Below are 24298 nucleotides of genomic sequence, written 5' to 3'. Positions count from 1 at the left end.
ACCGTAAACTAAAATAAATCAAAAATGGTTTACGGTATATCATTACTTTTGGAGATGTCTTATGACAGCCCGCACTCGTTGGAACTATGAGCAAACTCAAGCCTTATTCGAAAAACCTTTTCTGGAACTGATGTTTGAAGCGCAGCAGATCCACCGCCAGCACTTTGACCCACGTCAGGTTCAGGTCAGTACACTGCTGTCGATTAAGACCGGAGCCTGCCCGGAAGACTGCAAATATTGTCCGCAGAGTTCGCGCTACAAGACCGGGCTTGAATCCGAACGTTTGATGCAGGTCGAGCAGGTGCTGGAGTCTGCGCGGCAGGCCAAAGCGGCGGGTTCGACGCGTTTTTGCATGGGCGCCGCCTGGAAGAATCCTCACGATCGCGATATGCCCTATCTTGAGCAGATGGTGCAGGGCGTGAAGGAGCTAGGCATGGAGACCTGCATGACGCTGGGTACGCTGAATACCACCCAGGCGCAGCGTCTGGCCTCGGCGGGGCTGGATTTTTATAACCATAACCTCGACACCTCACCAGAGTTCTACGGCAGTATCATCACCACTCGCAGCTACCAGGAGCGTTTGGATACGCTCGAGGAGGTGCGCGGTGCGGGCATCAAAGTCTGCTCGGGCGGCATCGTTGGGTTGGGAGAGACGGTCAAGGACCGCGCCGGCCTGCTGATGCAGTTGGCGAACCTTCCGGTCCCACCGGAAAGCGTGCCAATCAACATGCTGGTCAAGGTCAAAGGCACGCCGCTGGCCGACAACGACGACGTCGATCCTTTTGATTTTATTCGCACTATCGCCGTAGCACGCATCATGATGCCGCGCTCCTACGTGCGTCTTTCGGCGGGGCGTGAGCAGATGAGCGAGCAGACGCAGGCAATGTGCTTCATGGCCGGTGCCAACTCGATTTTCTACGGCTGTAAACTGCTGACCACGCCGAACCCTGCGGAAGACAAAGATCTGATTCTATTCGGCAAACTGGGGCTTAACCCACAGAACTTTGCCACCGAAATGGGCGACCAAGAGCAGCAGCAGGCGTTGAGTTCGCAGCTGATGCACGCCGACAGCGATATGTTTTACAACGCCGCGGTCTGACGGACGATGACCTGGTCTGCGCGTATTCAAACCGCTCTCGACGAACGCCGGCAGGCTGATGCGTTCAGGCAGCGCCGTCCTAATGCCGGGGGGAATGGCCGCTGGATAGCGCTCGACGACCGCCGCTACCTTAACTTCTCGGGCAACGATTATCTGGGGCTGTCGCAGCGCGAAGAGGTGATTGCCGCCTGGCAGCAAGGGGCTGCGCGCTATGGCGTCGGTAGCGGTGGGTCGGGCCACGTGACCGGTTTTACCCACGCGCATCATGAGCTAGAACAGCAGTTGGCCGACTGGCAGGGCTATCCGCGGGCGCTGCTGTTTATTTCGGGATTCGCGGCCAATCAGGCGGTCGTCGCGGCGATGATGCAGGCGGACGATCGGATTTTGGCCGATAAACTGAGCCACGCCTCACTGCTTGAGGCGGCCGTTCAGTCTCCGGCGCAGCTGCGGCGTTTTGCCCACAATCAGCCGGCGTCGCTGGCGCGTCTGCTTGAAAAATCGGCGGTGGGTGAAACCCTGACCATAACCGAGGGGGTTTTCAGCATGGACGGAGACACCGCACCGCTGGCTGAACTCCATCACCTGACTCGCCGCCACGGCAGTGGGTTGATGGTGGATGATGCCCACGGTGTGGGTGTTCTTGGCGAGCAGGGGCGCGGCAGTTGCTGGCAGCAGGGCGTTAAACCCGAACTGCTGGTGCTGACTTTTGGTAAGGCGTTTGGCTGTAGCGGTGCCGCGGTGCTGTGTGACGATGCCACCGCCGATTATTTGTTGCAGTTCGCGCGTCATCTGATTTACAGCACCGCGATGCCCGCGGCGCAGGCCTGTACGCTTCAGGCTGCCCTGACATGTATTCAGCAAGCTGATGACCTGCGTGATAAACTGGCGGCCAACATTGCCCGTTTCAGGACGGGTGCGGCGCAGCTGGGTCTGCGGTTAACCGACTCCTCGAGCGCTATTCAACCCCTGATAGTTGGGGAAAATCGGCCTGCGATGGTGTTGGCAGAGCGCCTGCGCGAACGTGGGATGTGGGTCAGCGCAATTCGTCCGCCGACCGTTCCACCCGGCAGTGCGCGTTTACGCCTGACCCTTACGGCTGCCCATCAGCCCGAAGATATTGATATTTTGCTGGAGTCCCTGAATGGGTGCAGTCACGGAATTAGTGAATAAAAAAGCGGTCGCCGATGCGTTCAGTCGCGCGGCCCACAGTTATGAAGGCGCGGCTGAATTGCAGCGCCAGAGCGGCGATACCCTGATGGCGATGGCCGCTTTACAGGACGCGACGCTCGGTGAAAAGGTGCTCGACGCAGGCTGCGGCACTGGCTATTTCAGCCGCCGCTGGCGCGAACTGAATAAGAATGTCACCGCACTCGATCTCTCCGAAGGCATGCTGGCGCGTGCCCGAGAGCTCAACTCTGCCGACGTCTATCTGCCGGGCGACATCGAACGGCTGCCGCTTGCCGACAACTCCGTCGATATCACTTTTAGCAATCTGGCGGTGCAGTGGTGCAATGCGCTGCCGCGTGCGCTGGAGGAGATGGTGCGGGTGACGCGTCCGGGCGGCATCGTGCTATTTTCGACGCTGGCGGAAAATTCGCTGCTGGAACTGTCGCAGGCCTGGATGAAGGTTGACGGCCGTCCACACGTCAACAAATTCCTCACCCCGGATAAAATTGCCGAGGCCTGTGCGCCTTACACCCACCACGTCGAATTCAGTCAGCACACCTCGCTGTTTCCTGACGTGATGAGCCTGATGCGTTCGCTAAAAGGCATCGGCGCGACGCACATTAAAGGCGGAAGGCTCGGGGGATTGGGCGGCCGAGAACGTCTGGCCTTGCTTGACAAGCACTACGTGCGTCGCGACGGGATGCTGCCACTGACCTATCGCCTGGTCTATGGGCTTATCCAGTGTGAGAAAGAATAAAAAGAGTAAAACATGAATAAAAAGCGCTGGTTTATCACTGGCACCGACACCGAAGTCGGAAAAACTGTGGCTACCTGTGCCTTATTGCAGGCAGCCAAAGCGGCAGGCATGAGCACTGCCGGATACAAACCGGTTGCCTCGGGCAGCGAAATGACGCCAGAGGGCATCCGCAACGGCGATGCGCTGGCATTACAGGCCAACAGTTCCGTCGCGCTGGACTACGCGCAGGTTAACCCTTGCACTTTTCTGCAGCCGACCTCGCCACACATCGTCAGCGAACTGGAAGGGCGACCTATCGAGTTTGAGGTGCTATCGAAGGGATTGCGTGAACTTGAACCTTTAGCGGACTGGGTCGTGGTCGAAGGAGCAGGGGGATGGTTTACGCCGCTCAATGCCTCGCAAACCTTTGCTGACTGGGTGGTAGAAGAAGGGCTGCCGGTTATCCTGGTGGTCGGCATGCGGCTGGGCTGTATCAACCACGCGGTACTGACCGCACAGGCTATCTCGCAAAGTGGTTTGCGGCTGGCCGGGTGGATTGCCAATGACGTTGAGGAGACGGGGCAGCATCATCAGGCCTATCTCGCAACGTTAACACGTATGTTGCCTGCGCCCCTGTTGGGCGAGATCCCGTATCTTCAAAAGCATCAATTCAACGATCCTGGTCGCTATTTGTCGCTCGAGTGCTTGCTGTAAGCCGCTTCATACTGTGAGATAGGTCTTCACCAGATTCTCATCGAGGTCGGCCAACGTACCTTGTGCGACGTTGCGTCCGCCGTCGAGCAGACAGAAACGGTCGGCGACGCTTCGAATAAACGGCAGCTTGTGGCCTACAAGTAGCAGCGTCAGGCCGAGGTCGCGGTTGAGGCGGTGGATAATATTGCCCATGTTGGCTTCCATCGCCTCGCTGGTGTGCTCGGTCGGCTCATCAAGAATAAGCAGCTCCGGCTCCTGCACCAGCGCGCGGCTGATAGCCAGCTGCTGTTGCTGCGTCTCGTCAAGCTCTCCTGCCTTACGCGACCCTTTCTCTTTCATCGACGGAAACAGGTCATAGACTTGAGAAGGTACGCGGCGCGTTTTATTGCGGCTGGCCATCATCGCAATTTGCAGGTTTTCGTCGACGCTCATCTGCGAGAAAATTTGCCGTCCCTGAGGGACGTAGCCAATGCCCATCTGCGCGCGTGTTTCCACCGGCAGTGCCAGCAGGTTTTGCGGCTCCTGGTTAGCAGAATGCCAGATCATCGAGCCACTTTTAACCGGCAAATGGCCCATTATGCAGTTAACCAACGTCGTTTTACCGACGCCATTACGGCCTATCAGGCAGTTGCACTGGCCGCGGTAAAGCTCGAGATTGATGTCCCACAGGATATGATTTTGACCATAAAACTGGTTAACCGCTTTTACACTTAGCATCAGTTGTTCCTCACTTGTTCGGCGTTCCGTTGAACACAACATTGACAACCCCTGTCATATTTCTGACATTTTTTCGATGCCGTTAGTCTGTTAACACAGGATTAAATTCCGTTTAAGTCTCGCATTTAAACAGCATTAACAAGTGACAAACGGCCATCCCGCAGTGCTAAACGGCTAAAACTGACGTTTTTTCGCCTTAAAAGCATTCACTGTTGCTAAAAAATAGAGAATTAGTGGGCATAAGATTAATCAGCACATTATCTGTAAAGCTAACCCTTTGGACTAATACTGCAACTCTTGGGCCAAGTTTAAAAAGATAAGTCTTAAAGGATTGTGAAGCAGGCACCGCGAGGCTGCGGCAGGCCTACCCTGTGCCAATGCATTACCAAAATTAATGTTATCGGACAAGTTGAGGATTCGAGGTGCACTTTGCCAGTGCTGAGGCTGGAAGTTTTGGTGCAAGCAAAAGGCAAGGAGAGAGCAGAAAAATCCTGATGAGATGCACATATCAATTTTGCAATCCAAAAGAGCGGCTTTTTCTAGGTCAAAACTGAATATATAAAGAAATAAAAGTGTAAAAAAATAACTAAAAAAACGTCAAATGAGGCACCAAAGGCTAAATGTCTATTTTTGTCAGCGCACGGCCCAAGCGGCGCGCTGAGACTTATCCACTATTCCTGTGGATAACCTTGTGCATGAGAGTTATAAAAGTTGCTACAGGCGAGTCGGGGCGCGGGTTGAGCTTAGTTTGCCCGCATTCTCGACTTTTTAGGGAAAATCCTATTTATCAATAGGTTAATTAAAATCAAGAGCACCCTTGTCTGACCCTAGTGATTGTGTAAATTTTCGTCAGTCGAGCTTGCAAAAGTTAATTCGCGATAGAATCTGGGGATAAATGTCCCTTGATGGGGAAAATGGGTGGACGGCGTTACCTGAAAAAGTGCAATCCGACCGCTCAAGAAAGAATCGTAGCTTGATGCTGGGTTTTTATCCAGTATAATGTTTAGTCCAAGCTTGTCTATGTTCCATTTGACAAGGTGAGTGAGTATTCCATACTTCCTCTCCGGTCTCGCACGTTCTCATCTCAGGTAGCCCGCAATGAGCAAAGTATTCAAACTACATTCCGAATTCAAACCTTCGGGCGATCAGCCTGAGGCTATTCGCCGCCTTGAAGAAGGGCTGGAAAACGGTCTGGCGCACCAGACGCTGCTGGGCGTGACCGGCTCAGGCAAAACGTTCACCGTCGCCAACGTGATTGCCGACCTGAACCGGCCCACCATGGTGTTGGCGCCCAACAAAACGCTGGCGGCTCAGCTCTATGGTGAGATGAAAGAGTTCTTCCCCGAGAACGCGGTGGAATATTTTGTTTCCTATTACGATTATTATCAGCCCGAAGCCTACGTGCCGAGCTCCGATACCTTTATCGAGAAAGACGCCTCGGTTAACGAACACATCGAGCAGATGCGACTCTCGGCGACCAAGGCGTTGCTTGAACGCAAAGACGTGATAGTGGTGGCCTCGGTCTCTGCCATCTATGGTCTGGGCGACCCTGACCTCTATCTGAAGATGATGCTGCACCTGACCAAGGGCATGATCATCGATCAGCGTTCAATTCTGCGCCGTCTTGCCGAGCTGCAGTATGCGCGCAATGACCAGGCTTTCCAGCGCAGTACGTTTCGCGTTCGTGGCGAGGTTATCGACATCTTCCCGGCCGAGTCTGATGACCTGGCGCTGCGCGTCGAGCTGTTCGACGACGAGGTTGAGCGGCTTTCACTGTTCGATCCACTGACCGGACAGGTATCGCAGGAAGTGCCTCGCTTTACTATTTACCCGAAAACGCACTACGTGACGCCGCGTGAGCGCATCGTGCAGGCGATGGAAGAGATAAAAGTCGAGCTGGCCGACCGGCGCAAGAATCTGCTGGCGAACAACAAGCTGCTGGAAGAGCAACGTATCAGCCAGCGTACCCAGTTCGACCTTGAGATGATGAACGAGCTCGGCTACTGCTCGGGCATCGAAAACTACTCGCGCTATCTCTCCGGGCGTGGCGAAGGTATGCCGCCACCGACGCTGTTTGACTACCTGCCTGCTGATGGGCTGCTGATTGTCGATGAGTCCCATGTCACCATTCCGCAGATAGGCGGCATGTACAAAGGCGACCGTTCGCGCAAAGAGACGCTGGTGGAGTACGGTTTCCGTTTGCCCTCGGCGCTGGACAACCGTCCGCTGCGCTTTGAAGAGTTCGAGGCGCTGGCCCCGCAGAGCATTTACGTCTCGGCGACACCGGGCAACTATGAGCTGGAGAAATCCGGTGGCGACGTGATAGACCAGGTGGTCAGGCCGACCGGGCTGCTCGATCCGCTGATTGAAGTGCGGCCAGTGAGCACGCAGGTCGACGATCTGCTGTCTGAGATCCGCAAACGCGTGGCGATCAACGAGCGCGTGCTGGTGACGACCTTGACCAAGCGCATGGCCGAAGATCTCACCGAATACCTCGAGGAGCACGGTGAGAAGGTGCGTTACCTGCACTCAGACATCGACACCGTCGAGCGCGTCGAGATAATTCGTGACCTGCGTCTGGGCGAGTTTGACGTGCTGGTGGGGATCAACCTGTTGCGAGAGGGTTTGGACATGCCGGAGGTATCGCTGGTGGCGATTCTCGATGCCGATAAAGAAGGCTTCCTGCGCTCTGAGCGTTCGCTTATCCAGACCATTGGTCGTGCGGCGCGTAACCTTAACGGCAAGGCGATTCTGTACGGCGACAAGATTACCAACTCGATGGCTAAGGCTATCGGCGAGACCGAGCGTCGCCGCGCGAAACAGGAGGCCTACAACCTCGAAAGGGGCATTACGCCGCAGGGTCTGAACAAGAAAATCGGCGACATTCTTCAGCTTGGACAGCCGAAATTCAAGAAAAACAAAGAGCTGCGTGAAGCGCAGGCGGCTTCAACGGTCAAGGCACTTACGCCGAAGGCGCTGGAGCAACGCATTCGCGAGCTGGAAGCGAAGATGTACCAGCATGCGCAGAATCTGGAGTTTGAAGACGCCGCGAATACGCGTGATGAGTTGCATGCATTACGCGAACAATTTATCGCGTTATCCTAAATACCCCCTATCTTTCGCAGCGTGGGGGCGTTGGCTTCCCTTGCTCACCCCGGTCACTGACTTGTGTCAGCTCCCGGGGACTCGCGCGGTTGCCGCCTTCCCACGGCACGAAATCTAGGGAGTATTGCGGTGGTGTATTATGCTAGACTTCGCGGCCCAAACTTTTAGCGGTGACAGCCAAATGACCGACATTAAACCCAAAGATCCTCTTCACGGCGTTACGCTGGAAAAACTGCTCACCGTGTTGGTGGAGAACTTTGGCTGGCCGGCGCTGGCGGGGCAGGTGAATATCAACTGCTTCAAGAGCGACCCTAGCATCAAGTCGAGCCTGAAGTTTTTACGCCGCACGCCGTGGGCGCGCAAAGAGGTTGAGACGTTGTATCTGGATTTCGTGGAGGGGTTGCTGAAGCCTGACATGAGCAGCAAGAGCAAAAGGCGCTCGACATCGCCGGCTTCAACGCCAGCAGCTGTGAAGAAGGCCAGCAGCGCCAAACCGGCCGCCGACAGCCCGTGGAATAACCATCCGCTGGTCAAGAAAAACCAGGCTGACGAGTCTTAATTTAGAGTTAGCCCATGCGCTGGAGTGCGTCTTCCAGCGCCAGTCTCAGCAGTTCTCTGTCATGGCGATAGGGAACGTCCATGGCCTCGAGCGGGCGTTGAATAATCAACCGACTGCTCGCCTCCCCAAGATGCACCCCTGGTCCGACGATCGCCGCATTAATGGCGGGGCGACCAATCTGTTTTTCGATCATGTTGAGTTTGTCTTGCAGCGTTAACGACGCGGCGGCCACGCTCAGTTCTTTGCCCAAATTGCTGATGTAAACAATGTGAGCGCGGCTGCGTCGAAGCTCCGTCGCCAGCTCTTTAAGCAGCAGCAGCGGCATCAGGCTGGTAAAGAAGCTGCCGGGGCCTATCACAATCAGGTCGGCCTCTGCGATGGCATCCAGCGCCTCTCGGGTGGCCTTTACCTGCGGTTCAAGCATCAGTTCGCGCGGGATCTTTATCATCCGATCGACGTTCACTTCACCGTGGATCGGTTGCCCGTCTGCGTCGATGGCGGCCAGATCGACCGGATCCTCTGACATCGGGATCAACTCTGCATCGACCTTTAACAGTCTGCGTACTAGATTCATCGCCTCTAGTGGCCGAACGCTCAGGCTGTCGAGTGCACGGAGGATCAGGTTTCCCAGATTGTGTCCGTCGAGCTCGCCGCTGCCGCTAAAACGATACTCGAACATGGCTGACGCGACGCTAGGCTCGGTAATTAGCTGGTTAAGGCAGTTGCGCATATCTCCCCACGCAATGCCGCCCACCGAGCGGCGGATCCTGCCCGTGGAACCGCCGTTATCGGTGGTCGTCACAATACCGGTCAGCCTCGAGCCGAGCGAAGACAGTGACGACATTACGCGCCCTAGTCCATGGCCTCCACCCAGTGCAACTACTCTGTCTAAATCGGCCAACGTCCGACTTCTCATACTTCTCCTTGGCTTCCCGTCGTTCGCTGGCGATGCAGCAGCTTGGGCTTCATCTGCTCACTCCGGATCCTTACGCTGGTAAGCATCCGAGAATAATCAGCTTTGCCGCCGTGCTTCTTCGCCAATCAAGCGGGAAGTATTGTGCTGATGGCATAAAATTTTCTGAAACAATTTTACCTAATTTTTCGCTAACTTGTTATTAATCGTACTTGTCAGTGCAGGGACGACGAGGCGATTGATTTCATAGGTGTTTTTATTGGTCGGTGCTCTAAAAAACGTTGTATATCCAATTACATAGCGAAGAGTTCGCTTGGCGAACGCGTTTTCGCGGCGCTACAATACTGCTCAACCGTGTTTTTCCGGAGACTAAAATCGGAAAAACTGAACTCCTAGCCTTGGTACCTAAGTTGTCTTGCCTCTGCCGTGTATTTCATCGTGCAGCCTGCAATAAGGTGCCTTGGCCGTGACGTATGTCACCAGGGTGCTGGGTAGAAATGCCCGCATCTCCCGTATTTGGAAAGGTGTTATCAAGGTGCAACAACTTACAGACGCTTTTGCGCGCAAGTTCTATTACTTGCGCCTGTCGATCACCGATGTGTGCAATTTTCGTTGCACATATTGTCTGCCCGACGGCTATAAACCCAATGGCCACAACAATAAAAGTTTCCTTTCACTCGATGAAATTCGTCGGGTGAGCCGCGCTTTTGCCAATCTCGGCACCGAAAAGGTGCGTCTGACCGGTGGCGAACCCTCACTACGCCGTGACTTTACCGACATCATCGCTGCCGTGCGCGAAAACCCGCAGATTCGGCATCTTGCCGTGACCACCAACGGTTATCGCCTGGCGCGAGACATAACACAATGGCGCGATGCGGGTTTAACCGCTCTCAATGTCAGTGTTGACAGCCTCGATGCGCGTCAGTTCCACGCCATTACCGGGCAGGATAAATTTCGTGAAGTGATGAGCGGAATTGACGCCGCATTTGACGCAGGTTTCGAAAAAGTTAAGGTCAACGCCGTGCTGATGCGCGACGTGAATCATAATAGCCTCCAGACCTTCCTCAACTGGATCAAAGACCGCCCAATTCAGCTACGCTTTATCGAGCTTATGGAAACTGGCGACGGGGGTTCCCTTTTCCGCAAGCATCACGTATCGGGTCAGGTCATTCGTGACCAACTGGTGCAGCAGGGTTGGACGCTGATGGGCCGCAGCCGCAGCGATGGTCCGGCTCAGGTCTTTACTCACCCCGACTACATTGGCGAAATCGGTCTGATCATGCCCTATGAGAAGGATTTTTGCGCCACCTGCAACCGCCTGCGCGTCTCGGCCGTTGGCAATCTGCACCTGTGCCTGTTTGGTGAGCAGGGTATTCCTCTGCGTGATTTACTGGCCGATGACCAGCAGCAGGAAGCGCTCATGGCGCGGATCCAAGGTGGACTGGGACGCAAGAAACAGACCCACTTCCTGCATCAGGGCAATACCGGCATGACGCAGAACCTCTCATTTATTGGCGGCTAATCTCCAAAGGGAAAAAAATATGAGCAAAGCCAGCAGCGAATTTCAGGCGCTCTCGATAGCTATTCTTACTGTTTCCGACAAACGCACTGAAACCGATGATACTTCCGGGGACTATCTGCGTGAGGCGGTGGAAGAGTGCGGGCATCACGTAGTTGCTCGTCAGATTAGTAAAGACAACCTTTATCAGATTCGGGCGGTAGTATCCCAATGGATTGCTGACGAAAAGATTGGCGCGGTCATTATCAACGGCGGTACCGGTTTTACTACCGGCGACAATACGCCTGAGGCGTTAAAGCCGCTGTTTGACCGTGAAATCGAAGGCTTCGGCGAACTGTTCCGTATGGTCTCTTTTGAAGACATTGGTACGGCGACCATTCAGTCCCGCGCGCTGGCCGGTATGGCGAATCAGACGGTGATTTTTGCCGTGCCTGGCTCGACCAATGCCTGTAAGTTGGCCTGGGAGCACATCATCTCTTCGCAGCTTGATGCCCGTAATCGCCCCTGTAACTTTATTCCTCACGTAAGAAAGTAAAACGAAATTATGTCTACACTGACGCATATCAATGCCTCCGGCGAAGCGCATATGGTGGACGTTTCCGGTAAAGCGGAAACCGTTCGCGAGGCCCGCGCCGAAGCCTTTGTGACCATGGCTGCCAGCACGCTGGCGATGATAGTCAAAGGCGATCATCATAAGGGTGATGTCTTTGCCACCGCGCGTATCGCCGGTATTCAGGCGGCCAAGAAAACCTGGGACCTCATTCCCCTGTGTCATCCGCTGTTGCTGACCAAGGTTGAAGTCAAGCTTGAGGCTCAGCCTGAATTTGACCGCGTGCGCATCGAGAGTCTGTGCCGTCTGACCGGCAAGACCGGCGTCGAGATGGAGGCGCTGACGGCGGCGTCGGTTGCTGCGCTGACTATCTATGACATGTGCAAAGCGGTTCAGAAAGACATGGTGCTCGGGCCGATTCGCTTGCTCGAGAAAAGCGGCGGCAAATCCGGTGACTTCAAGGCGGAACAATGATTGAGGTGCTGTTTTTTGCTCAGGTTCGTGAGCTGATTGGCACCGGCAGTGTGCAGGTTGCCGCAGAATTCAGCGACGTTGAGGCGCTGCGGCAGTCGTTGTGCACGCGCGGTGAACGTTGGGCGCTGGCGCTGGAGTCCGGCAAGCTGCTGGTGGCGGTAAACCAGACGCTTGTGGAGCCTGATCATTCGCTGAAAGAAGGCGATGAAGTGGCATTTTTCCCGCCGGTAACCGGAGGCTAAGCATGCAAGCGACGCGAATTATTGTCGATGCCGCGCCTTTTAGCGTCGGCGAAGAGTATCAGTGGTTAGCACAATCCGATGCCGACGGCGCGGTGGTGACTTTCACCGGCAAAGTGCGTAATCACAATCTCGGTGATAATGTCAGTGCGCTGACGCTCGAACATTATCCGGGCATGACCGAGAAGGCGTTGGCTGAAATTGTCGACGAGGCGCGTCAGCGCTGGCCGCTTCAGCGCGTCTGCGTCTATCACCGCATTGGCGCACTGTATCCGGGCGACGAAATCGTGTTTGTCGGCGTAACCAGTGCCCACCGCGGCATGGCGTTTGATGCCACAGAATTTATTATGGATTATTTGAAAACGCGCGCGCCGTTCTGGAAGCGTGAAGCCACCGAGCATGGAGATCGCTGGGTCGAGTCACGAGATACCGATAAAGAAGCCGCTAAAAAATGGTCTTCTTCGCCATAGACGCGGAGTCTGTCTTGGTCCGCGCTTAAGTTAAACCAAACGTTTACCCGTGATTGGTGCCACACGCAGAAGCCGGTTTTTGTGATAGGCTAAGAGTACCGGTAGGCTGCATTTTCAGCCTTGTTTTTGTCCTCCATGTAAGAGGTAAGCATCATGGATCGATATCCACGCTCTAATGGTTCGATAGTAGAACGCGCAAACAGCGGCATTCAGGCCTATATGGCTCAGGTCTATGGCTGGATGACCTGTGGTTTGCTGTTGACGGCGTTTGTCGCCTGGTATGCATCCCGTTCCCCTGCGATCCTCGGTTTTATCTTCTCAAGCCAAATTACCTTTTTCGGCCTGATTATTCTTCAGCTGGCCCTGGTTTTCGTTATTTCGGGTATGGTTAATCGCCTGAGCGGCACTGTCGCAACCGGGCTGTTTATGCTTTATTCGGCGCTAACCGGCTTGACGCTTTCCAGCATCTTCATCGTCTACACCGGTTCATCCATTGCCGGCACTTTTGTGGTGGCGGGCGGTATGTTCGGCGCGATGAGCGTCTTCGGTTACACCACCAAGCGCGACCTGAGCCGCATGGGCAGCCTGCTATTTATGGCGTTGATCGGCATCGTGCTGGCGTCGGTGGTGAATATCTGGCTGAAAAGCTCGGCGCTGATGTGGGCCGTAACCTATATCGGTGTGGTGGTGTTCGTGGGGCTGACCGCGTATGACACCCAAAAGCTGAAAAACATGGGTGAGCAGCTGTCGGTCAATGACAAGGACAACTTCCGCAAATACTCTATCGTCGGTGCGTTGACCCTGTATCTTGATTTCATCAACCTGTTCCTGATGCTGTTGCGCATTTTCGGCAGCAGAAGATAAATTAATTGAGTCGAAGAGGGGAGCAGCTCGCGCTGTCTCCCCTTTTTTTTGCCCTTAGTTTACCGGCCGACCCGCATTCAATTATTTAACCCTGACGCCGGTGGGAACCCTTCTGAAACTCCACCAGATTTGCACCGCGTTGAAGAGCACCAAAATGGCGGTGACCAGAAATACCCAGCGGAAGCCTAACAACGCGGAGGTGCCAGAGCCTATCAGCGGGCCCGCCACGTTGCCCAGGTACATGAATGACTGGTTATATCCGAAGATTCGACCGGTGACCTGCTCACTGCTGTACTTGACCAGCAGCGCCTGCACCGCAGGCATAAGCGCACCGTCGCCGAAGCCCAACAGGAAGCGTAAAACGCCCAGCTGCACCGGTGTACTGATGGTTGCCATCAGGCAGAACAGGATGAAGCAGAACACCAGAGCCGCGATTAATACGCGGTGTGCGCCAATGCGGTCGCCGAGTTTGCCGAGTTTCGGCGCGGCGAGCAGGGCGGAAATCCCCGGCACGGCAGCGATGACCCCGCTGATAAAGGCGATGTTAGCGGTATTGCCGGACAGGTTACGAATAAACAGCGTCAGAATCGGGCTAATGGAGCCGTTGGCGAGTTGGATCATCATCGTGGTCACGAACAGGCTAATGATGAGCATTGGGTAAGGCAGCGTGGTAAATACCGCTTTCCCGCTGAGCCTGTCGGCCTTACTGACCGGCACTACGCGCTCTTTAATCAGGAACAGCGTGATGAGGAAGCTGATAAACAGCAGGCCACCGGTGACGAAAAACACCGTGCGCAGGCCGAGATGGTCGGCCATGAATCCGCCCAACAGCGGTCCGATAATTACCCCGGCAACCTGGCCGGTAGACAGGGTACCCAACGCCCAACCGCTCTTGTCGCGTGGAACCTGCGAGGCGACCAGCGCCATGGCGTTGGGGATAAAGCCGGAAGTCAGGCCCATCAGCGTGCGGAAGATAAACAGCTGCCAGACGTTTTGCGCGAAGCCCTGTAGTACCATGACTATCGCCATACCCAGCGCCGCGCGCAGCAGCATCAGTTTTCGCCCTTTGCGGTCGGCTAAACTGCCCCACAGCGGGGCCACGCAGGCGGAAACCATAAAGGTGCCACTAAACACCAGCCCGGACCAGATACTCAGAGCTTCGTGGTCATGAACGCCAAGTTGTTCGACATACAGCGGCAGGAAGGGCAGGATTTCACTCATAGCGAGACCGGTAAAGAAGCAGCCTAGCCAGACGGAGATTAGATTTAGTTTCCAGGTTTCCATTGTATTGCGGCGTTGCCTTATGGATGAAATAGTTAACCCTCGGAATCATAGCAAGCTAATGCTTTGATGAAATCACAAAAAGTGATAACTAAACGAGCGTGATAATAATTAACGATGCTATAACAAACATCGTCAAATCGGCGGCAGAAAATATCGTTAAATCAGGATTGGACGGATTCATTTACAGCTTGAATCATATAAATGCACGCGGGGGCGTGATATCTGTTAGAATCCTCGCAACTGGCGCACTGCAGTTTGTGCCGAATCCTCGTGGTAATCCTCATTTGCCTCGTCTGATCATCCATTCTTGAAACTGCACCGAACCTGTTCGGGTTAGAGTGGATTGGAGCTTTTCCTTATATGTCATTTGATTCTCTCGGCCTGAGTGCCGACATTCTGCGTGCTGTTGAAGAGCAGGGCTATACCGCGCCTACGCCTATTCAACAACAGGCAATTCCTGTTGTGTTGCAAGGCCGTGATTTAATGGCTAGCGCACAAACTGGTACTGGTAAAACCGCTGGCTTTACCCTGCCTGTTTTGCAGATGCTGAGCCACACTGGCGACGCACAGATTAAAGGTCGTCGTCCGGTTCGCGCATTGATTCTGACGCCAACCCGCGAACTGGCGGCACAGATCGGCGAAAACGTGACGGCTTACAGCAAATACCTGAAGCTGCGTTCGCTGGTGGTATTTGGTGGTGTGAGCATCAACCCGCAAATGATGAAACTGCGTGGTGGCATCGATATTCTGGTGGCAACACCGGGACGCCTGCTGGATCTGGAACACCAGAACGCCGTTGACCTGTCCAAGGTTGAGATTCTGGTTCTGGACGAAGCCGACCGCATGCTGGACATGGGCTTCATCCACGATATTCGTCGCGTGCTGGCGAAACTGCCTGCCAAGCGTCAAAACCTGCTGTTCTCTGCGACTTTCTCTGACGAAATCAAGGCACTGGCCGGCAAACTGCTGACCAACCCTGCTTCCGTTGAAGTCGCGCGTCGCAACACCGCCTCTTCGCAGATTGAGCAAAGCGTTCACTTCGTTGACAAGCGCCGTAAAAGAGAGCTGCTGTCGCAGATGATCGGTACCGGCAATTGGCAGCAGGTGCTGGTGTTTACCCGCACCAAGCACGGCGCTAACCATCTGGCCGAGCTGCTGAATAAAGACGGCATCACCGCCGCTGCAATTCACGGTAACAAGAGTCAGGGCGCACGTACGCGTGCACTGGCCGATTTCAAAGACGGCGGCATTCGCGTATTGGTTGCGACCGATATCGCCGCGCGCGGTCTGGACATCGACCAGCTGCCTCACGTCGTGAACTATGAGCTGCCGAACGTCCCTGAAGACTACGTGCACCGCATCGGTCGTACCGGTCGTGCAGAGTCTACCGGTGAAGCGATTTCTCTGGTTTGCGTCGATGAACACAAGCTGCTGCGTGACATTGAGCGTCTGTTAAAGCGTGAGGTCCCACGTATCGCTCTGCCTGGTTACGAGCCGGATCCGTCTATCAAAGCCGAGCCGATCGTTAACGGTCGTCAAGGTGGCAACGGCCGTGGCGCACCGCGTCAAGGCGCCGGTGGCCAGCGTTCCGGTGCCCCTCGTCAGGGTGGTAACGGTCAGCGCAGCGGCAATGGCGGTAATGGTTCAGGCGAAAGCCGTCCATCCTCTCGTCCAAGCCGTGGCAGCGCAGCTAATGCGGGTCAGCGTCGTTCAGGCGCTAACGCCGGTGCTGCACGCAGCCGTAAGCCTTCAGGCGAGTAAGCGAACAACGCCGGTAGAACACACCTGGCGAGTTTCGTGCTTAAGCCCTCTTTCGAGAGGGCTTTTTTGTTTTTGTCGCGGGTGCTCTAGAGCCAAATACGGTACGCACAGCGTCTCGCGCCCTGCAAAATGTGCTCGGTGCGCTCAACGTTGGCGCCGAGCGTCTGGCTGAACACCTCGCGCTCCGCCCGGCAGAATCCCTGACAGGTGGCGGCCGCCGCGCAGATAGGGCAGTGATTCTCGACCAGCAGATAGCTTTCGTCCTCCTGTTTTTCCCAGCTTGCCATATAGCCTTCGCCGGTACGCAGAGTTGCCAAGCGTTGCAGGCGTTCTTCCAGCGTCTCGGCGCCCACCATCGCCCTGCGGTAATTCTCGAGGGTCTCGGTTTCGCGTGTTGAGATAAGCTGGTCCAGTGCGGCTTCACCCAGCGACGAACGGATCATGCGCAGTAGCTGTACGGTGAGACTGGCGTGGGTATCCGGGAATCGGGCGTGGCCTTCGGGCGTTAACAGCCAGTACTGCGCTGGGCGGCCGACGCCTTGCGATACCGCCTTGCTTTCGACCAACCCCTCTTTTGCCAGCTTGACGAACTGCTGGCGCATGGCTTCGCCTGTAGTACCCAAAATTTTCCCGGCATCGCTGGCCTGTAGCTCGCCTCGGGTCTTGAGCAGCATCAAAAGTCGCTCGGCGACGCTCTGTTTTGCACTCTCGGAATTTTCCAAGTCTTTTCTTGACATATTTACTCTTTAGGTCCTAGATTAGGGCAGGAATTATTATTCCAAGCAAAAACTTGTTTTAATGTAAACTAATCACGGCGTGACTTCAATCCCGCCGTGCCGGTCATGAAAAGGAAGCCTGCAATGTCAGAGAGTCACAGCGGATGGGGCAGTTTGTTTACGGCCGAGAATCGGGGGAGTGCCATCACCCTGAGCGGCGGCGTGGCACTGTATGCCACCAACAGTTATATCGTGATTACCATCCTGCCGTCGGTGGTCGAGGACATCGGCGGTATGGCGTGGTACGCGTGGAATACCACGCTGTTTGTGGTCAGCGCTATCATGGGCGCGGCACTGTCGGCGCGTCTGTTGGGCAGATGTGGGCCTCGCTGGGCCTATTTGAATGCGACGGTGATTTTCATGGCTGGAGCGGCGATTTGTACGGTGGCTCCGTCGATGCCGATACTGCTGCTTGGCAGAGCGGTGCAAGGGCTCGGCGGCGGATTCCTGTTTGCGATGTCGTATGCGATGGTTAATCAGGTGTTTGAAGAAAAACTTTGGCCTCGGGCGATGGCGCTAATTTCGGCGATGTGGGGTGTCGCCACCCTGGTCGGCCCGGCGGTGGGCGGCATTTTCGCGGAGCTGCACGCCTGGCGCTATGCGTTTGGTCTGCTGTTGCCGGTCACGCTGCTGTTTGCGCTGCTGGTATGGAAAAGCCTTCCGGCGCGTCAGCAAAAGCGTTCGGTCACTGAACCTCTGCCGCGTCTGCAGTTGGTGCTGCTGGCGAGCGCGGTGCTGGCGGTGTCGGCGGGAAGCCTGTCGCCTCACGGCTGGATGAATTTCGCCGGCATCGTCGCGGCGATAGTGCTGGTGCTGTGGCTGCGTAAAAGGGAGTACACCACCCCGGTTCGCCTGCTGCCGCGCGACGCGCTGAGCCTGTCGTCGCCGCTGTGCGCGTTGTTTGCCACCATGGCGTTGCTGATGATAGGCATGGGCTTTGATATTTACGTGCCGTATCTGCTGCAGCATTTGCACGGTCAAACGCCGCTGATGGCCGGATACATTACCGCCGCCGGTGCCGCTGGCTGGACGTTGGGCGAGATGTGGAGCGCGTCGTGGCCCGAGCGCCGCACCAGCACCGCCATCCGTCTGGGGCCGCCAGTCATGATCCTCAGCCTGCTTTGTCTGCTGGTTTCGCTGCCTGTGGTATTCGGTGATGGCTGGATGAACATGGGGCTGATTGTACTGGGCCTGACGTTGCTGGGATTTGCTACCGGAATTGGCTGGCCACACCTGCTGACCCGCGTGTTGCAGCATGCGACAGCAGAAGATAAAGAAAAAGCCGGAGCATCGATAAGCGTGGTGCAGTCTTTCTCCGCCGCCATGGGCACCGCACTGGCCGGTACCGTTGCCAACCTGTCGGGAATTTATGTTCCGGGCGGGACTCAGGGAGTAAGCCAGGCGGCTTTCTGGCTGTCGCTGCTGTTTATCGCGGCACCGCTGGTGGCCATTATCAGCGCCCGGCGTGCCACGCGCACTGAACCCGTGATGCAGCCGGAGGAAAGCCTCAACTATAAATAGTCCGCCCATTGCCATCGCTAGCCGTTCGCCCGTATTATTGCGCCTCATTTTTAAGGGTAGAGCGGCTATGCGTGTATTACTGGCTCCGATGGAAGGCGTACTGGATCCTCTGGTGCGTGAACTTCTCAGCGAAGTAAACGACTACGATCTTTGTATCACCGAATTTTTACGCGTGGTCGACCAACTGTTGCCGGTTAAGTCCTTTTACCGTCTCTGCCCCGAACTGCTTAACGAAAGCTGCACGCCGTCCGGCACGCGGGTCCGGGTCCAGCTGCTGGGGCAATATCCCGAATGGTTGGGTGAGAATGCCGCACGAGCTATCGAACTTGGCTCTTACGGCGTGGACCTAAACTGTGGCTGCCCGTCCAAGACGGTGAACGGCAGCGGCGGCGGTGCTACCTTGCTGAAAGACCCAGAGCTTATCTATCTCGGCGCGAAGGCGATGCGTGAGGCGGTGCCCGCTGACCTGCCGGTTACGGTGAAGATTCGTCTCGGCTGGGACTCACTGGCTCATAGCCTCGAGATAGCCGACGCGGTGCAGCAGTCCGGTGCGACGGAGCTTACGGTCCACGGTCGCACCAAGGAGGACGGCTACCGGGCGGAGCGCATCAACTGGCAGGCGATCGGTGAGATTCGCCAACGACTGAGCATTCCGGTGATTGCCAACGGTGAAATTTGGGATTATGCCAGCGCCCAGCGGTGTATGCAGGTGACTGGCTGTGACTCGGTGATGATTGGGCGAGGCGCGCTAAACGTGCCAAACCTTAGCCGGGTGGTTAAATATAATGAACCGAAGATGCCGTGGCCACAGGTCATCGCGCTGTTGAAAAAGTACACTTATCTTGAAAAGCAGGGTGACACCGGTTTGTATCACGTGGCGCGCATCAAGCAGTGGCTAGGATATTTGCGTAAAGAGTACAGCGAGGCAACGGAGGTGTTTACTCAGGTGCGAACCTTGAATACCTCGAAAGATATCGCGCTCGCGATTCAGCGTTTGTAAAAGAGAAGGGCCATCAAGCGATGGCCCTTTTTTATATCAGAAGTGCATACCCAAAGACATAAAGAACACGCGGCCTGATTCGTTATAGGTGTTGGCACCTGCGCCGTAGAGGTAAGCGCCGGTGGTAGAGTTGCCGGTGGTCTGCGCATTGCCTTCACGGAAGTGGCGTTTGTCGAGCACGTTGTCGATACCCGCCGTCACGTCCAGGAACTTGTTCACCGTATAGGTCGAGGTCAAGCCAAACAGTGCGTAAGGGCTGACGACCCAGGTTTCGGATCCGGTCGCATCTTCACCTTTGTAGTTATACTTCTTCGGCTTCTGCTTGCCGAACCAGGTCATGGTTCCGCTCATCGACCAGTCGTCGCGTATCTGCCAATCCACCGTCGAGTTGATGGTGAATTTCGGGATAACCGACAGATAGTCGTTGGTGGTCTTGTTCACGTTCTCGATGTTGTAGGTGAAGTTGTTGCGCATGGCGACAGATTCACTGATCGGGAAGTTGAGCGTCCCTTCGATACCCTGAACCACAGCCTTCGGCACGTTTTCCCACTTGTAAACGTCAGAGGTGCTGCTGATGGAATATTCCGACGCGTAGCCCGCTTCAATCTTATTGTGGTAGTCATTACGGTAGTAGGTCAACCCGGCCTGAACGTCATTGTGGTGATATTCGATGCCAATCTCTTTGTTGACGCTGGTTTCCGCTTTGAGATCTTTATTACCCTGCAGATAGCATGAACCGGCGCTGGCGTAGCAGCCCTGACCGTTGCTGTAGAGCAGGTAATTAGGGTTGGTCTGGTACAGGTTTGGCGCTTTGTAGGCACGCGCGATACCCATTTTCAGCGTGAAGTCGCTGCCCAGCTCCTGCGAGAGGTTCAGGGACGGGCTGAAATTCTTGCCGGTAATGGTCTGATAATCGAAACGCAGGCCCGGTGTCACGGTGGTGGTATCGGTCAGCTCGATATTGTCTTCGGTAAACAGGGAATAGATATCGGCGGAAGAATAGGGGCTGCGGCCGGTGCTCGATATACCCTCAACGCTGCCGGCCTGTGCGGTCTGCGTGTTAGAGGTTGGATCTTTCATTCGCTGCTGGTTCCATTCCGCCCCGAAGGTCGCGGTTTGGTGAACGAAGAAATCGAGCGGCACGTTAATTTCGGTATGTGCGTTGACGTCGGCCAAATCAATGGTAGAGAACCCTTGATTGGTGGTGCTGAATATACCCTCGGTACCGCCCGCGAGGCCTTCGTTGATACGTTTGTTACGGGTGCGTTCGTACTGAATATAGTTGGTGGTCGATACGCCGTTATCCCAGCTTCCTGTGTGTTTCAGGCTCAGCGTCTGACGGTAAAGTACGTTGGTTTCCTTGCCATAGTTGGCGGTCACCAGCGCGTTGGAGTTGGTGTTTTGCGTATCCCCCGCGTACAGGTTGCCCTGACGGCTGTAGCCCGCAGAGAGTTCCAACGCCTGCTTAGGCGCAAAAGCCCAGTGCAGCACGCCATTAACGTTCTCGTTTTTCACCCCTTCGCGACCCGCAGGCACTGTTCCAGCGTAAGAGCCGGTACGCGCGGCTTCATGGCCAGCGTTGATGTTTTGCGCATCGGCCTGAGTCTTAGACCAGCCGCCGTAAAGTTTAAAGCTCAGCGTATCGGTGAGGCCGCCTGAAAGGCTCGCGTCATAGCGTTTGGTTGCGCCTTCGGATTTATGCGTTGGTGCATCCATGTAGGTATTGAAGGTGCCGTGCCAGTCTGGGGTGGTTGGCTTGGTGATAATGTTGATGACGCCCCCTGCTGCACCGCTGCCGTAGCGTGCGGCGGCAGGACCGCGAATGACCTGAATGCTGTCCACCATTTCTGGCGGTACCCAGTTGGTGTCACCGCGGCTGTCGCGCTCGCCGCGCCAGCCGTAGCGCACGGAGTTCTTGCTGGTCACCGGCATGCCGTCGATCAGCACGAGGGTATTTTCCGGGCCCATACCGCGAATATCGATTTGGCGATTGTTGCCGCGCTGGCCGCTGGTGGAGTTACCGGTCAGGTTAACGCCGGGCATGGTACGGATAATTTCGGCCAGGTCGCGCGCCGGCGGGTGTTTCTTGATTTCGTCTTGAGTAATGATAGAGACGCCCGGCGCTTGCAGGGTTTGTTGCTGTGCGGTCACCGTAATGGTGTCGTCTTCGTCCTTCTGTTTTTTCTCTTTGCTGTCTACGAGCGGTTTATTATCTCCCTCTTTAAGGGTTGTTGTTTGCTCGGCTTGGGAAAGTGTTGGCATAAGCAGGCTAAAAGAGGTCACGGAAAATAAGGTGACCTTGGTATAAAACAGGATATTTTTCATCACTGAGCAGGACCATTCCGTTGCTGACAAGAAGCGCGCTGTGTTGTTTTAAAAATAATTAGAAGTAATTTGAAATAACTTTCATGAGAATGCTATCAATAACGATTATCGTTATCAATGCAAATAAGTGTTGAGAATCGTTCGCTTTGTGTATTTATGATGTAAAGGTGCAGTAATGAGCTGTTGCTGATTGCGTTTAAGGAGGGTGATACGGTGCGCGCGGGATAAATCGTGCCCCAGGGGCGGGCGAGAAGGCACCGCCCTAGGGGGATGATGGGGAGGCTTTACGCTAAGGCGTTATTTCTGTTACCGATGAGGTAATTTTCTCCAGTGATTTTCCTTTGGTCGCTGCGCCAAACGCGACCACGATAATCACCCCTGCGACCAAAATGCTGGTGGTCATGGTGAACACCCCGGCAAAGCCCAGCGAGGCGGAAAACACCCCGATAATGCTTGGCGCGAGAATGCTGCCAATGCGGCCAAAGGCGCTGGCAAAACCACAACCGGTGGCGCGGATAGCGGTAGGGAAGCTCTCCGGCGTGTAGGCATAAAGGCCCGCGTACGCACCGTTCAGGAAGAACGACAGCACTGCGGCGGACGTCACTATCGACACGTGGCTGCCCGACTGGCTGAGGAACCACGCGCTGATCGCGCCGCCTATCAGATACAGTGCGATGGTGTGCTTCCTGTCCAGCCGGTCTGACAGCACCGCCGCCGAGAAATAGCCCGGTATCTGCGCCAGATAAATAATAATAGAGAATTCAAAGCTTTTGGTGATGGTAAAGCCCTTGGCGATGAGCAGTGACGGGATCCAGGCGAAAAAGCCGTAATAGCAGAAGGTGACCACAAACCAGATGAGCCAGATGACCACCGTCTGCTTGCGCATGCTGGCGGTAAACATCATGCCGATCGACTCGAAAAAGCCGAGCGGCGGAGTCGAGGTTTCAACCTCAGTGGCTTCGGTCTGAATCGGGACGGCAGGCAACGGGCGTCCGAGGGCGCGCTCGACCTTTTTCTCAAGATTTTCAATGACCTGAGTTGCCTCTTTCACTCGACCACGGTTAAGCAGAAAGCGCGGTGACTCCGGGAGGCTGCGACGCCACCAGAGCAGCATCACAATAGGCAGCGCGGTCATCACCTGCGCCCAGCGCCAGCCGTCCTCGAACGACGGCACGATAAAGCGGCCGATCAATGCCGCCCCGACGAAGCCAAACGAGAAGAACCCGGCCAGCGCGCCAATAAACCAGCCACGTTTTTTCGGCGGGATAAACTCGCTCAGATAGGGCGCAATAATTACGCTCTCGGCGCCCACGCCCACACCCGCGAGGATCCTGGCAATCAGGAAGCTCGGGTAGTTGGGGGCGAGGGCGGCAAACAGCGTCATGACGCAGTAGATGGCGAGCGCCCAACACATCACGGCTTTTCGGCCAATGCGATCGCCGAGATAGCCGGCCATCAACGCGCCAAATAGCACGCCTATCGGTGTGGCGGAACCCACCGGTTCTGTCGCGTTAACGGAGTGAAGATGATGAAATCTGCGCTACCTGTTTTTTCAGGCTGCCAGCAGATAAAATTGTTCTGCAGACGACAATCCTTCGCCAGCTTGATGATGAAGCTGTCCTTTACGGATCATGTTTACCAGCTCAATACCCGCAAGTATGGTCTGTGCCCGCCGGAATGATTTGAATCCCAGCATGGGTCGCGTTCGTCGTTTGATGTTCCGGTGATCCTGCTCCACAAGGTTGTTCAAATATTTGTTCTGCCTGATCGTGATGCTTTCTTCATCGGGTTTGTCGGCATTGAGTGTGGCCAACGCTGCCGTATTGGCGCTACTTTTATCAATGGTTACCCTTTCTGGCCCACCGTGGTGGCGAATAGCCTTACGAAAGAAGCGCAGTGCTGCGCCGGCATCCCGCCTGGCGGTCAGCAGGAAATCGATGGTCTGCCCTGCGGTATCGACGGCCCGGTACAGGTATTTCCACTGCCCTCTGACTCTGATGTAGGTTTCGTCCATTCGCCAGCGTCGACCCACCGGGCGTTTATACCGTCGGAACACCTTATCCAACAGGGGCACCAGGCGGATGACCCAACGGTGAAGCGTCGAATGATCAACAACAATGCCGCGCTCGGCCATCATCTCTTCCAGATTACGGAGGCTCAGGGAATACGCCAGATACCAGCGAACACACTGGGCGATAACATCGGGGGGATAATGCAGGCGTTGGAAAGATTTTCGGATCAGGGATATGGTCAGGCAACATCGTAAAAAAAACAGCATGTTACCTCACGACGTCTTAATGCGACAGAACCCTAAAAATGCCTTTTCGAATTTACTGAAAAATTGGCAGGTAGCCAGAATGAAGCTGGTTATTCCTGATTATGGCTGGATCATGTACGGGGTCAGGGTCAGGGTCAGGGTCAGGGTCAGGGTCAGGGTCACTGCACCCCACATTCTGGAATTGTCCAGGATCTGGGGTTCAGTAAAGACTGCGCCTCTTTGGGCTT

Annotated in this window: 20 protein-coding genes, 2 pseudogenes and 1 riboswitch; of the genes and pseudogenes, 15 read left to right on the top strand and 7 right to left on the bottom strand. The window is 55.4% G+C overall.

All coding sequences use genetic code 11. The features are described from left to right. The first annotated feature begins 61 nt into the window (after window positions 1-61). Genes bioB through bioD form a run of 4 tightly spaced genes read left to right on the top strand, consistent with a single transcriptional unit; the run spans window position 62 to window position 3716 of the window. A complete protein-coding gene (bioB, locus tag BS640_RS00660) occupies window positions 62-1099 on the top strand; it encodes a biotin synthase BioB (protein WP_017492459.1) in 1038 nt (345 codons plus the stop codon). Window positions 1100-1105: 6 nt separating this feature from the next. Continuing rightward, on the top strand, window positions 1106-2269 hold the full coding sequence (gene bioF / locus BS640_RS00655) for an 8-amino-7-oxononanoate synthase (protein WP_084911598.1): 1164 nt from the start codon (window positions 1106-1108) through the stop codon (window positions 2267-2269). Beyond that, the gene (gene bioC / locus BS640_RS00650) at window positions 2241-3023 is read left to right on the top strand and encodes a malonyl-ACP O-methyltransferase BioC (RefSeq protein WP_084911596.1); all 783 of its coding nucleotides are present in this window, start codon (window positions 2241-2243) and stop codon (window positions 3021-3023) included. Before bioF ends, bioC begins: the two co-directional genes overlap by 29 nt. Before the next feature lie 12 nt (window positions 3024-3035). After that, a complete protein-coding gene (gene bioD / locus BS640_RS00645; protein ID WP_084911595.1) occupies window positions 3036-3716 on the top strand; it encodes a dethiobiotin synthase in 681 nt (226 codons plus the stop codon). Window positions 3717-3722: 6 nt separating this feature from the next. On the opposite strand, the gene BS640_RS00640 is transcribed toward bioD, so the two are convergent. Continuing rightward, entirely contained in the window at window positions 3723-4433 is a 711-nt protein-coding gene (locus BS640_RS00640; protein ID WP_017492455.1) for an ABC transporter ATP-binding protein, read from the bottom strand. Window positions 4434-5531: 1098 nt separating this feature from the next. Here BS640_RS00640 and uvrB point away from each other — a divergent pair. After that, entirely contained in the window at window positions 5532-7538 is a 2007-nt protein-coding gene (gene uvrB, locus BS640_RS00635) for an excinuclease ABC subunit UvrB (protein ID WP_017492454.1), read from the top strand. A 181-nt stretch (window positions 7539-7719) separates the two neighbouring features. Then, window positions 7720-7932 (top strand): annotated as a pseudogene (locus tag BS640_RS22335) (VF530 family protein); the annotation flags it as partial. Window positions 7933-8104: 172 nt separating this feature from the next. Here BS640_RS22335 and yvcK read toward each other — a convergent pair. Beyond that, window positions 8105-9013 carry a uridine diphosphate-N-acetylglucosamine-binding protein YvcK gene (yvcK, locus tag BS640_RS00625; RefSeq protein ID WP_026110606.1) on the bottom strand — a complete coding sequence of 303 codons (909 nt, stop codon included), beginning with the start codon at window positions 9011-9013 and terminating at the stop codon, window positions 8105-8107. A gap of 374 nt (window positions 9014-9387) precedes the next feature. Next, window positions 9388-9553: riboswitch (molybdenum cofactor riboswitch) on the top strand. On the opposite strand from yvcK, the gene moaA reads away from it, so the two are divergent. The 6 genes from moaA to BS640_RS00595 all read left to right on the top strand — a co-directional run bounded on the left by moaA (window position 9546) and on the right by BS640_RS00595 (window position 13126). After that, window positions 9546-10532, top strand: a complete 987-nt coding sequence (gene moaA, locus BS640_RS00620) for a GTP 3',8-cyclase MoaA (RefSeq protein WP_084911593.1) — start codon at window positions 9546-9548, stop codon at window positions 10530-10532. Its footprint overlaps the riboswitch before it by 8 nt. A gap of 19 nt (window positions 10533-10551) precedes the next feature. After that, window positions 10552-11064 carry a molybdenum cofactor biosynthesis protein B gene (moaB, locus tag BS640_RS00615; protein WP_084911591.1) on the top strand — a complete coding sequence of 171 codons (513 nt, stop codon included), beginning with the start codon at window positions 10552-10554 and terminating at the stop codon, window positions 11062-11064. A 9-nt stretch (window positions 11065-11073) separates the two neighbouring features. After that, window positions 11074-11553, top strand: a complete 480-nt coding sequence (gene moaC, locus BS640_RS00610) for a cyclic pyranopterin monophosphate synthase MoaC (protein WP_017492449.1) — start codon at window positions 11074-11076, stop codon at window positions 11551-11553. Then, the gene (gene moaD / locus BS640_RS00605; protein WP_084911589.1) at window positions 11550-11795 is read left to right on the top strand and encodes a molybdopterin synthase sulfur carrier subunit; all 246 of its coding nucleotides are present in this window, start codon (window positions 11550-11552) and stop codon (window positions 11793-11795) included. The genes moaC and moaD overlap by 4 nt, the downstream gene beginning before the upstream one ends. Before the next feature lie 2 nt (window positions 11796-11797). Beyond that, on the top strand, window positions 11798-12262 hold the full coding sequence (gene moaE, locus BS640_RS00600) for a molybdopterin synthase catalytic subunit MoaE (protein ID WP_017492447.1): 465 nt from the start codon (window positions 11798-11800) through the stop codon (window positions 12260-12262). 153 nt (window positions 12263-12415) lie between these two features. Beyond that, a complete protein-coding gene (locus BS640_RS00595) occupies window positions 12416-13126 on the top strand; it encodes a Bax inhibitor-1/YccA family protein (RefSeq protein WP_017492446.1) in 711 nt (236 codons plus the stop codon). An 81-nt stretch (window positions 13127-13207) separates the two neighbouring features. Here BS640_RS00595 and BS640_RS00590 read toward each other — a convergent pair whose 3' ends face one another. Continuing rightward, window positions 13208-14410, bottom strand: coding sequence for a multidrug efflux MFS transporter (locus BS640_RS00590; RefSeq protein ID WP_017492445.1), 1203 nt, complete (start codon window positions 14408-14410; stop codon window positions 13208-13210). A gap of 360 nt (window positions 14411-14770) precedes the next feature. Here BS640_RS00590 and rhlE point away from each other — a divergent pair, with 360 nt between their 5' ends. After that, complete coding sequence (rhlE, locus tag BS640_RS00585; protein ID WP_017492444.1) at window positions 14771-16171, top strand: ATP-dependent RNA helicase RhlE; 1401 nt, start codon at window positions 14771-14773, stop codon at window positions 16169-16171. A gap of 86 nt (window positions 16172-16257) precedes the next feature. On the opposite strand, the gene BS640_RS00580 is transcribed toward rhlE, so the two are convergent. Continuing rightward, window positions 16258-16908, bottom strand: coding sequence for a helix-turn-helix transcriptional regulator (locus BS640_RS00580; protein ID WP_017492443.1), 651 nt, complete (start codon window positions 16906-16908; stop codon window positions 16258-16260). Window positions 16909-17031: 123 nt separating this feature from the next. Here BS640_RS00580 and BS640_RS00575 point away from each other — a divergent pair, with 123 nt between their 5' ends. Both BS640_RS00575 and dusC read left to right on the top strand, forming a co-directional pair. Continuing rightward, the gene (locus BS640_RS00575) at window positions 17032-18468 is read left to right on the top strand and encodes an MFS transporter (protein WP_084911588.1); all 1437 of its coding nucleotides are present in this window, start codon (window positions 17032-17034) and stop codon (window positions 18466-18468) included. Between the two features lie 67 nt (window positions 18469-18535). Further along, on the top strand, window positions 18536-19468 hold the full coding sequence (gene dusC / locus BS640_RS00570; protein ID WP_017492441.1) for a tRNA dihydrouridine(16) synthase DusC: 933 nt from the start codon (window positions 18536-18538) through the stop codon (window positions 19466-19468). A gap of 36 nt (window positions 19469-19504) precedes the next feature. Here dusC and BS640_RS00565 read toward each other — a convergent pair whose 3' ends face one another. From BS640_RS00565 to BS640_RS00555, 3 genes and pseudogenes are all read right to left on the bottom strand, one after another. Further along, complete coding sequence (locus BS640_RS00565; RefSeq protein WP_017492440.1) at window positions 19505-21793, bottom strand: TonB-dependent siderophore receptor; 2289 nt, start codon at window positions 21791-21793, stop codon at window positions 19505-19507. Window positions 21794-22082: 289 nt separating this feature from the next. Further along, a pseudogene (locus BS640_RS00560) lies at window positions 22083-23300 on the bottom strand (MFS transporter); the annotation flags it as partial. Window positions 23301-23345: 45 nt separating this feature from the next. Then, entirely contained in the window at window positions 23346-24041 is a 696-nt protein-coding gene (locus tag BS640_RS00555) for an IS6 family transposase (protein WP_084911668.1), read from the bottom strand. Window positions 24042-24298: the final 257 nt, after the last annotated feature.

This window comes from Rouxiella badensis, from assembly GCF_002093665.1.
Classification (GTDB): Bacteria; Pseudomonadota; Gammaproteobacteria; order Enterobacterales; family Enterobacteriaceae; genus Rouxiella; species Rouxiella badensis.
The sequence above is the reverse complement of the archived record's forward strand: the minus strand, read 5'-3'. Positions and strand labels throughout refer to the sequence as shown.

Excerpts from the sequence above, each read along its gene's own strand:
- BS640_RS00595 (WP_017492446.1), top strand. The coding sequence starts at position 12,416 with ATGGATCGATATCCACGCTCTAATGGTTCGATAGTAGAACGCGCAAAC.
- rhlE (WP_017492444.1), top strand. The coding sequence starts at position 14,771 with ATGTCATTTGATTCTCTCGGCCTGAGTGCCGACATTCTGCGTGCTGTT.
- uvrB (WP_017492454.1), top strand. The coding sequence starts at position 5,532 with ATGAGCAAAGTATTCAAACTACATTCCGAATTCAAACCTTCGGGCGAT.
- BS640_RS00580 (WP_017492443.1), bottom strand. The coding sequence starts at position 16,908 with ATGTCAAGAAAAGACTTGGAAAATTCCGAGAGTGCAAAACAGAGCGTC.
- BS640_RS00640 (WP_017492455.1), bottom strand. The coding sequence starts at position 4,433 with ATGCTAAGTGTAAAAGCGGTTAACCAGTTTTATGGTCAAAATCATATC.
- bioF (WP_084911598.1), top strand. The coding sequence starts at position 1,106 with ATGACCTGGTCTGCGCGTATTCAAACCGCTCTCGACGAACGCCGGCAG.
- moaB (WP_084911591.1), top strand. The coding sequence starts at position 10,552 with ATGAGCAAAGCCAGCAGCGAATTTCAGGCGCTCTCGATAGCTATTCTT.
- bioC (WP_084911596.1), top strand. The coding sequence starts at position 2,241 with ATGGGTGCAGTCACGGAATTAGTGAATAAAAAAGCGGTCGCCGATGCG.
- BS640_RS00575 (WP_084911588.1), top strand. The coding sequence starts at position 17,032 with ATGTCAGAGAGTCACAGCGGATGGGGCAGTTTGTTTACGGCCGAGAAT.
- BS640_RS00590 (WP_017492445.1), bottom strand. The coding sequence starts at position 14,410 with ATGGAAACCTGGAAACTAAATCTAATCTCCGTCTGGCTAGGCTGCTTC.
- moaE (WP_017492447.1), top strand. The coding sequence starts at position 11,798 with ATGCAAGCGACGCGAATTATTGTCGATGCCGCGCCTTTTAGCGTCGGC.
- yvcK (WP_026110606.1), bottom strand. The coding sequence starts at position 9,013 with ATGAGAAGTCGGACGTTGGCCGATTTAGACAGAGTAGTTGCACTGGGT.
- BS640_RS00565 (WP_017492440.1), bottom strand. The coding sequence starts at position 21,793 with ATGAAAAATATCCTGTTTTATACCAAGGTCACCTTATTTTCCGTGACC.
- moaC (WP_017492449.1), top strand. The coding sequence starts at position 11,074 with ATGTCTACACTGACGCATATCAATGCCTCCGGCGAAGCGCATATGGTG.
- moaD (WP_084911589.1), top strand. The coding sequence starts at position 11,550 with ATGATTGAGGTGCTGTTTTTTGCTCAGGTTCGTGAGCTGATTGGCACC.
- bioD (WP_084911595.1), top strand. The coding sequence starts at position 3,036 with ATGAATAAAAAGCGCTGGTTTATCACTGGCACCGACACCGAAGTCGGA.
- bioB (WP_017492459.1), top strand. The coding sequence starts at position 62 with ATGACAGCCCGCACTCGTTGGAACTATGAGCAAACTCAAGCCTTATTC.
- dusC (WP_017492441.1), top strand. The coding sequence starts at position 18,536 with ATGCGTGTATTACTGGCTCCGATGGAAGGCGTACTGGATCCTCTGGTG.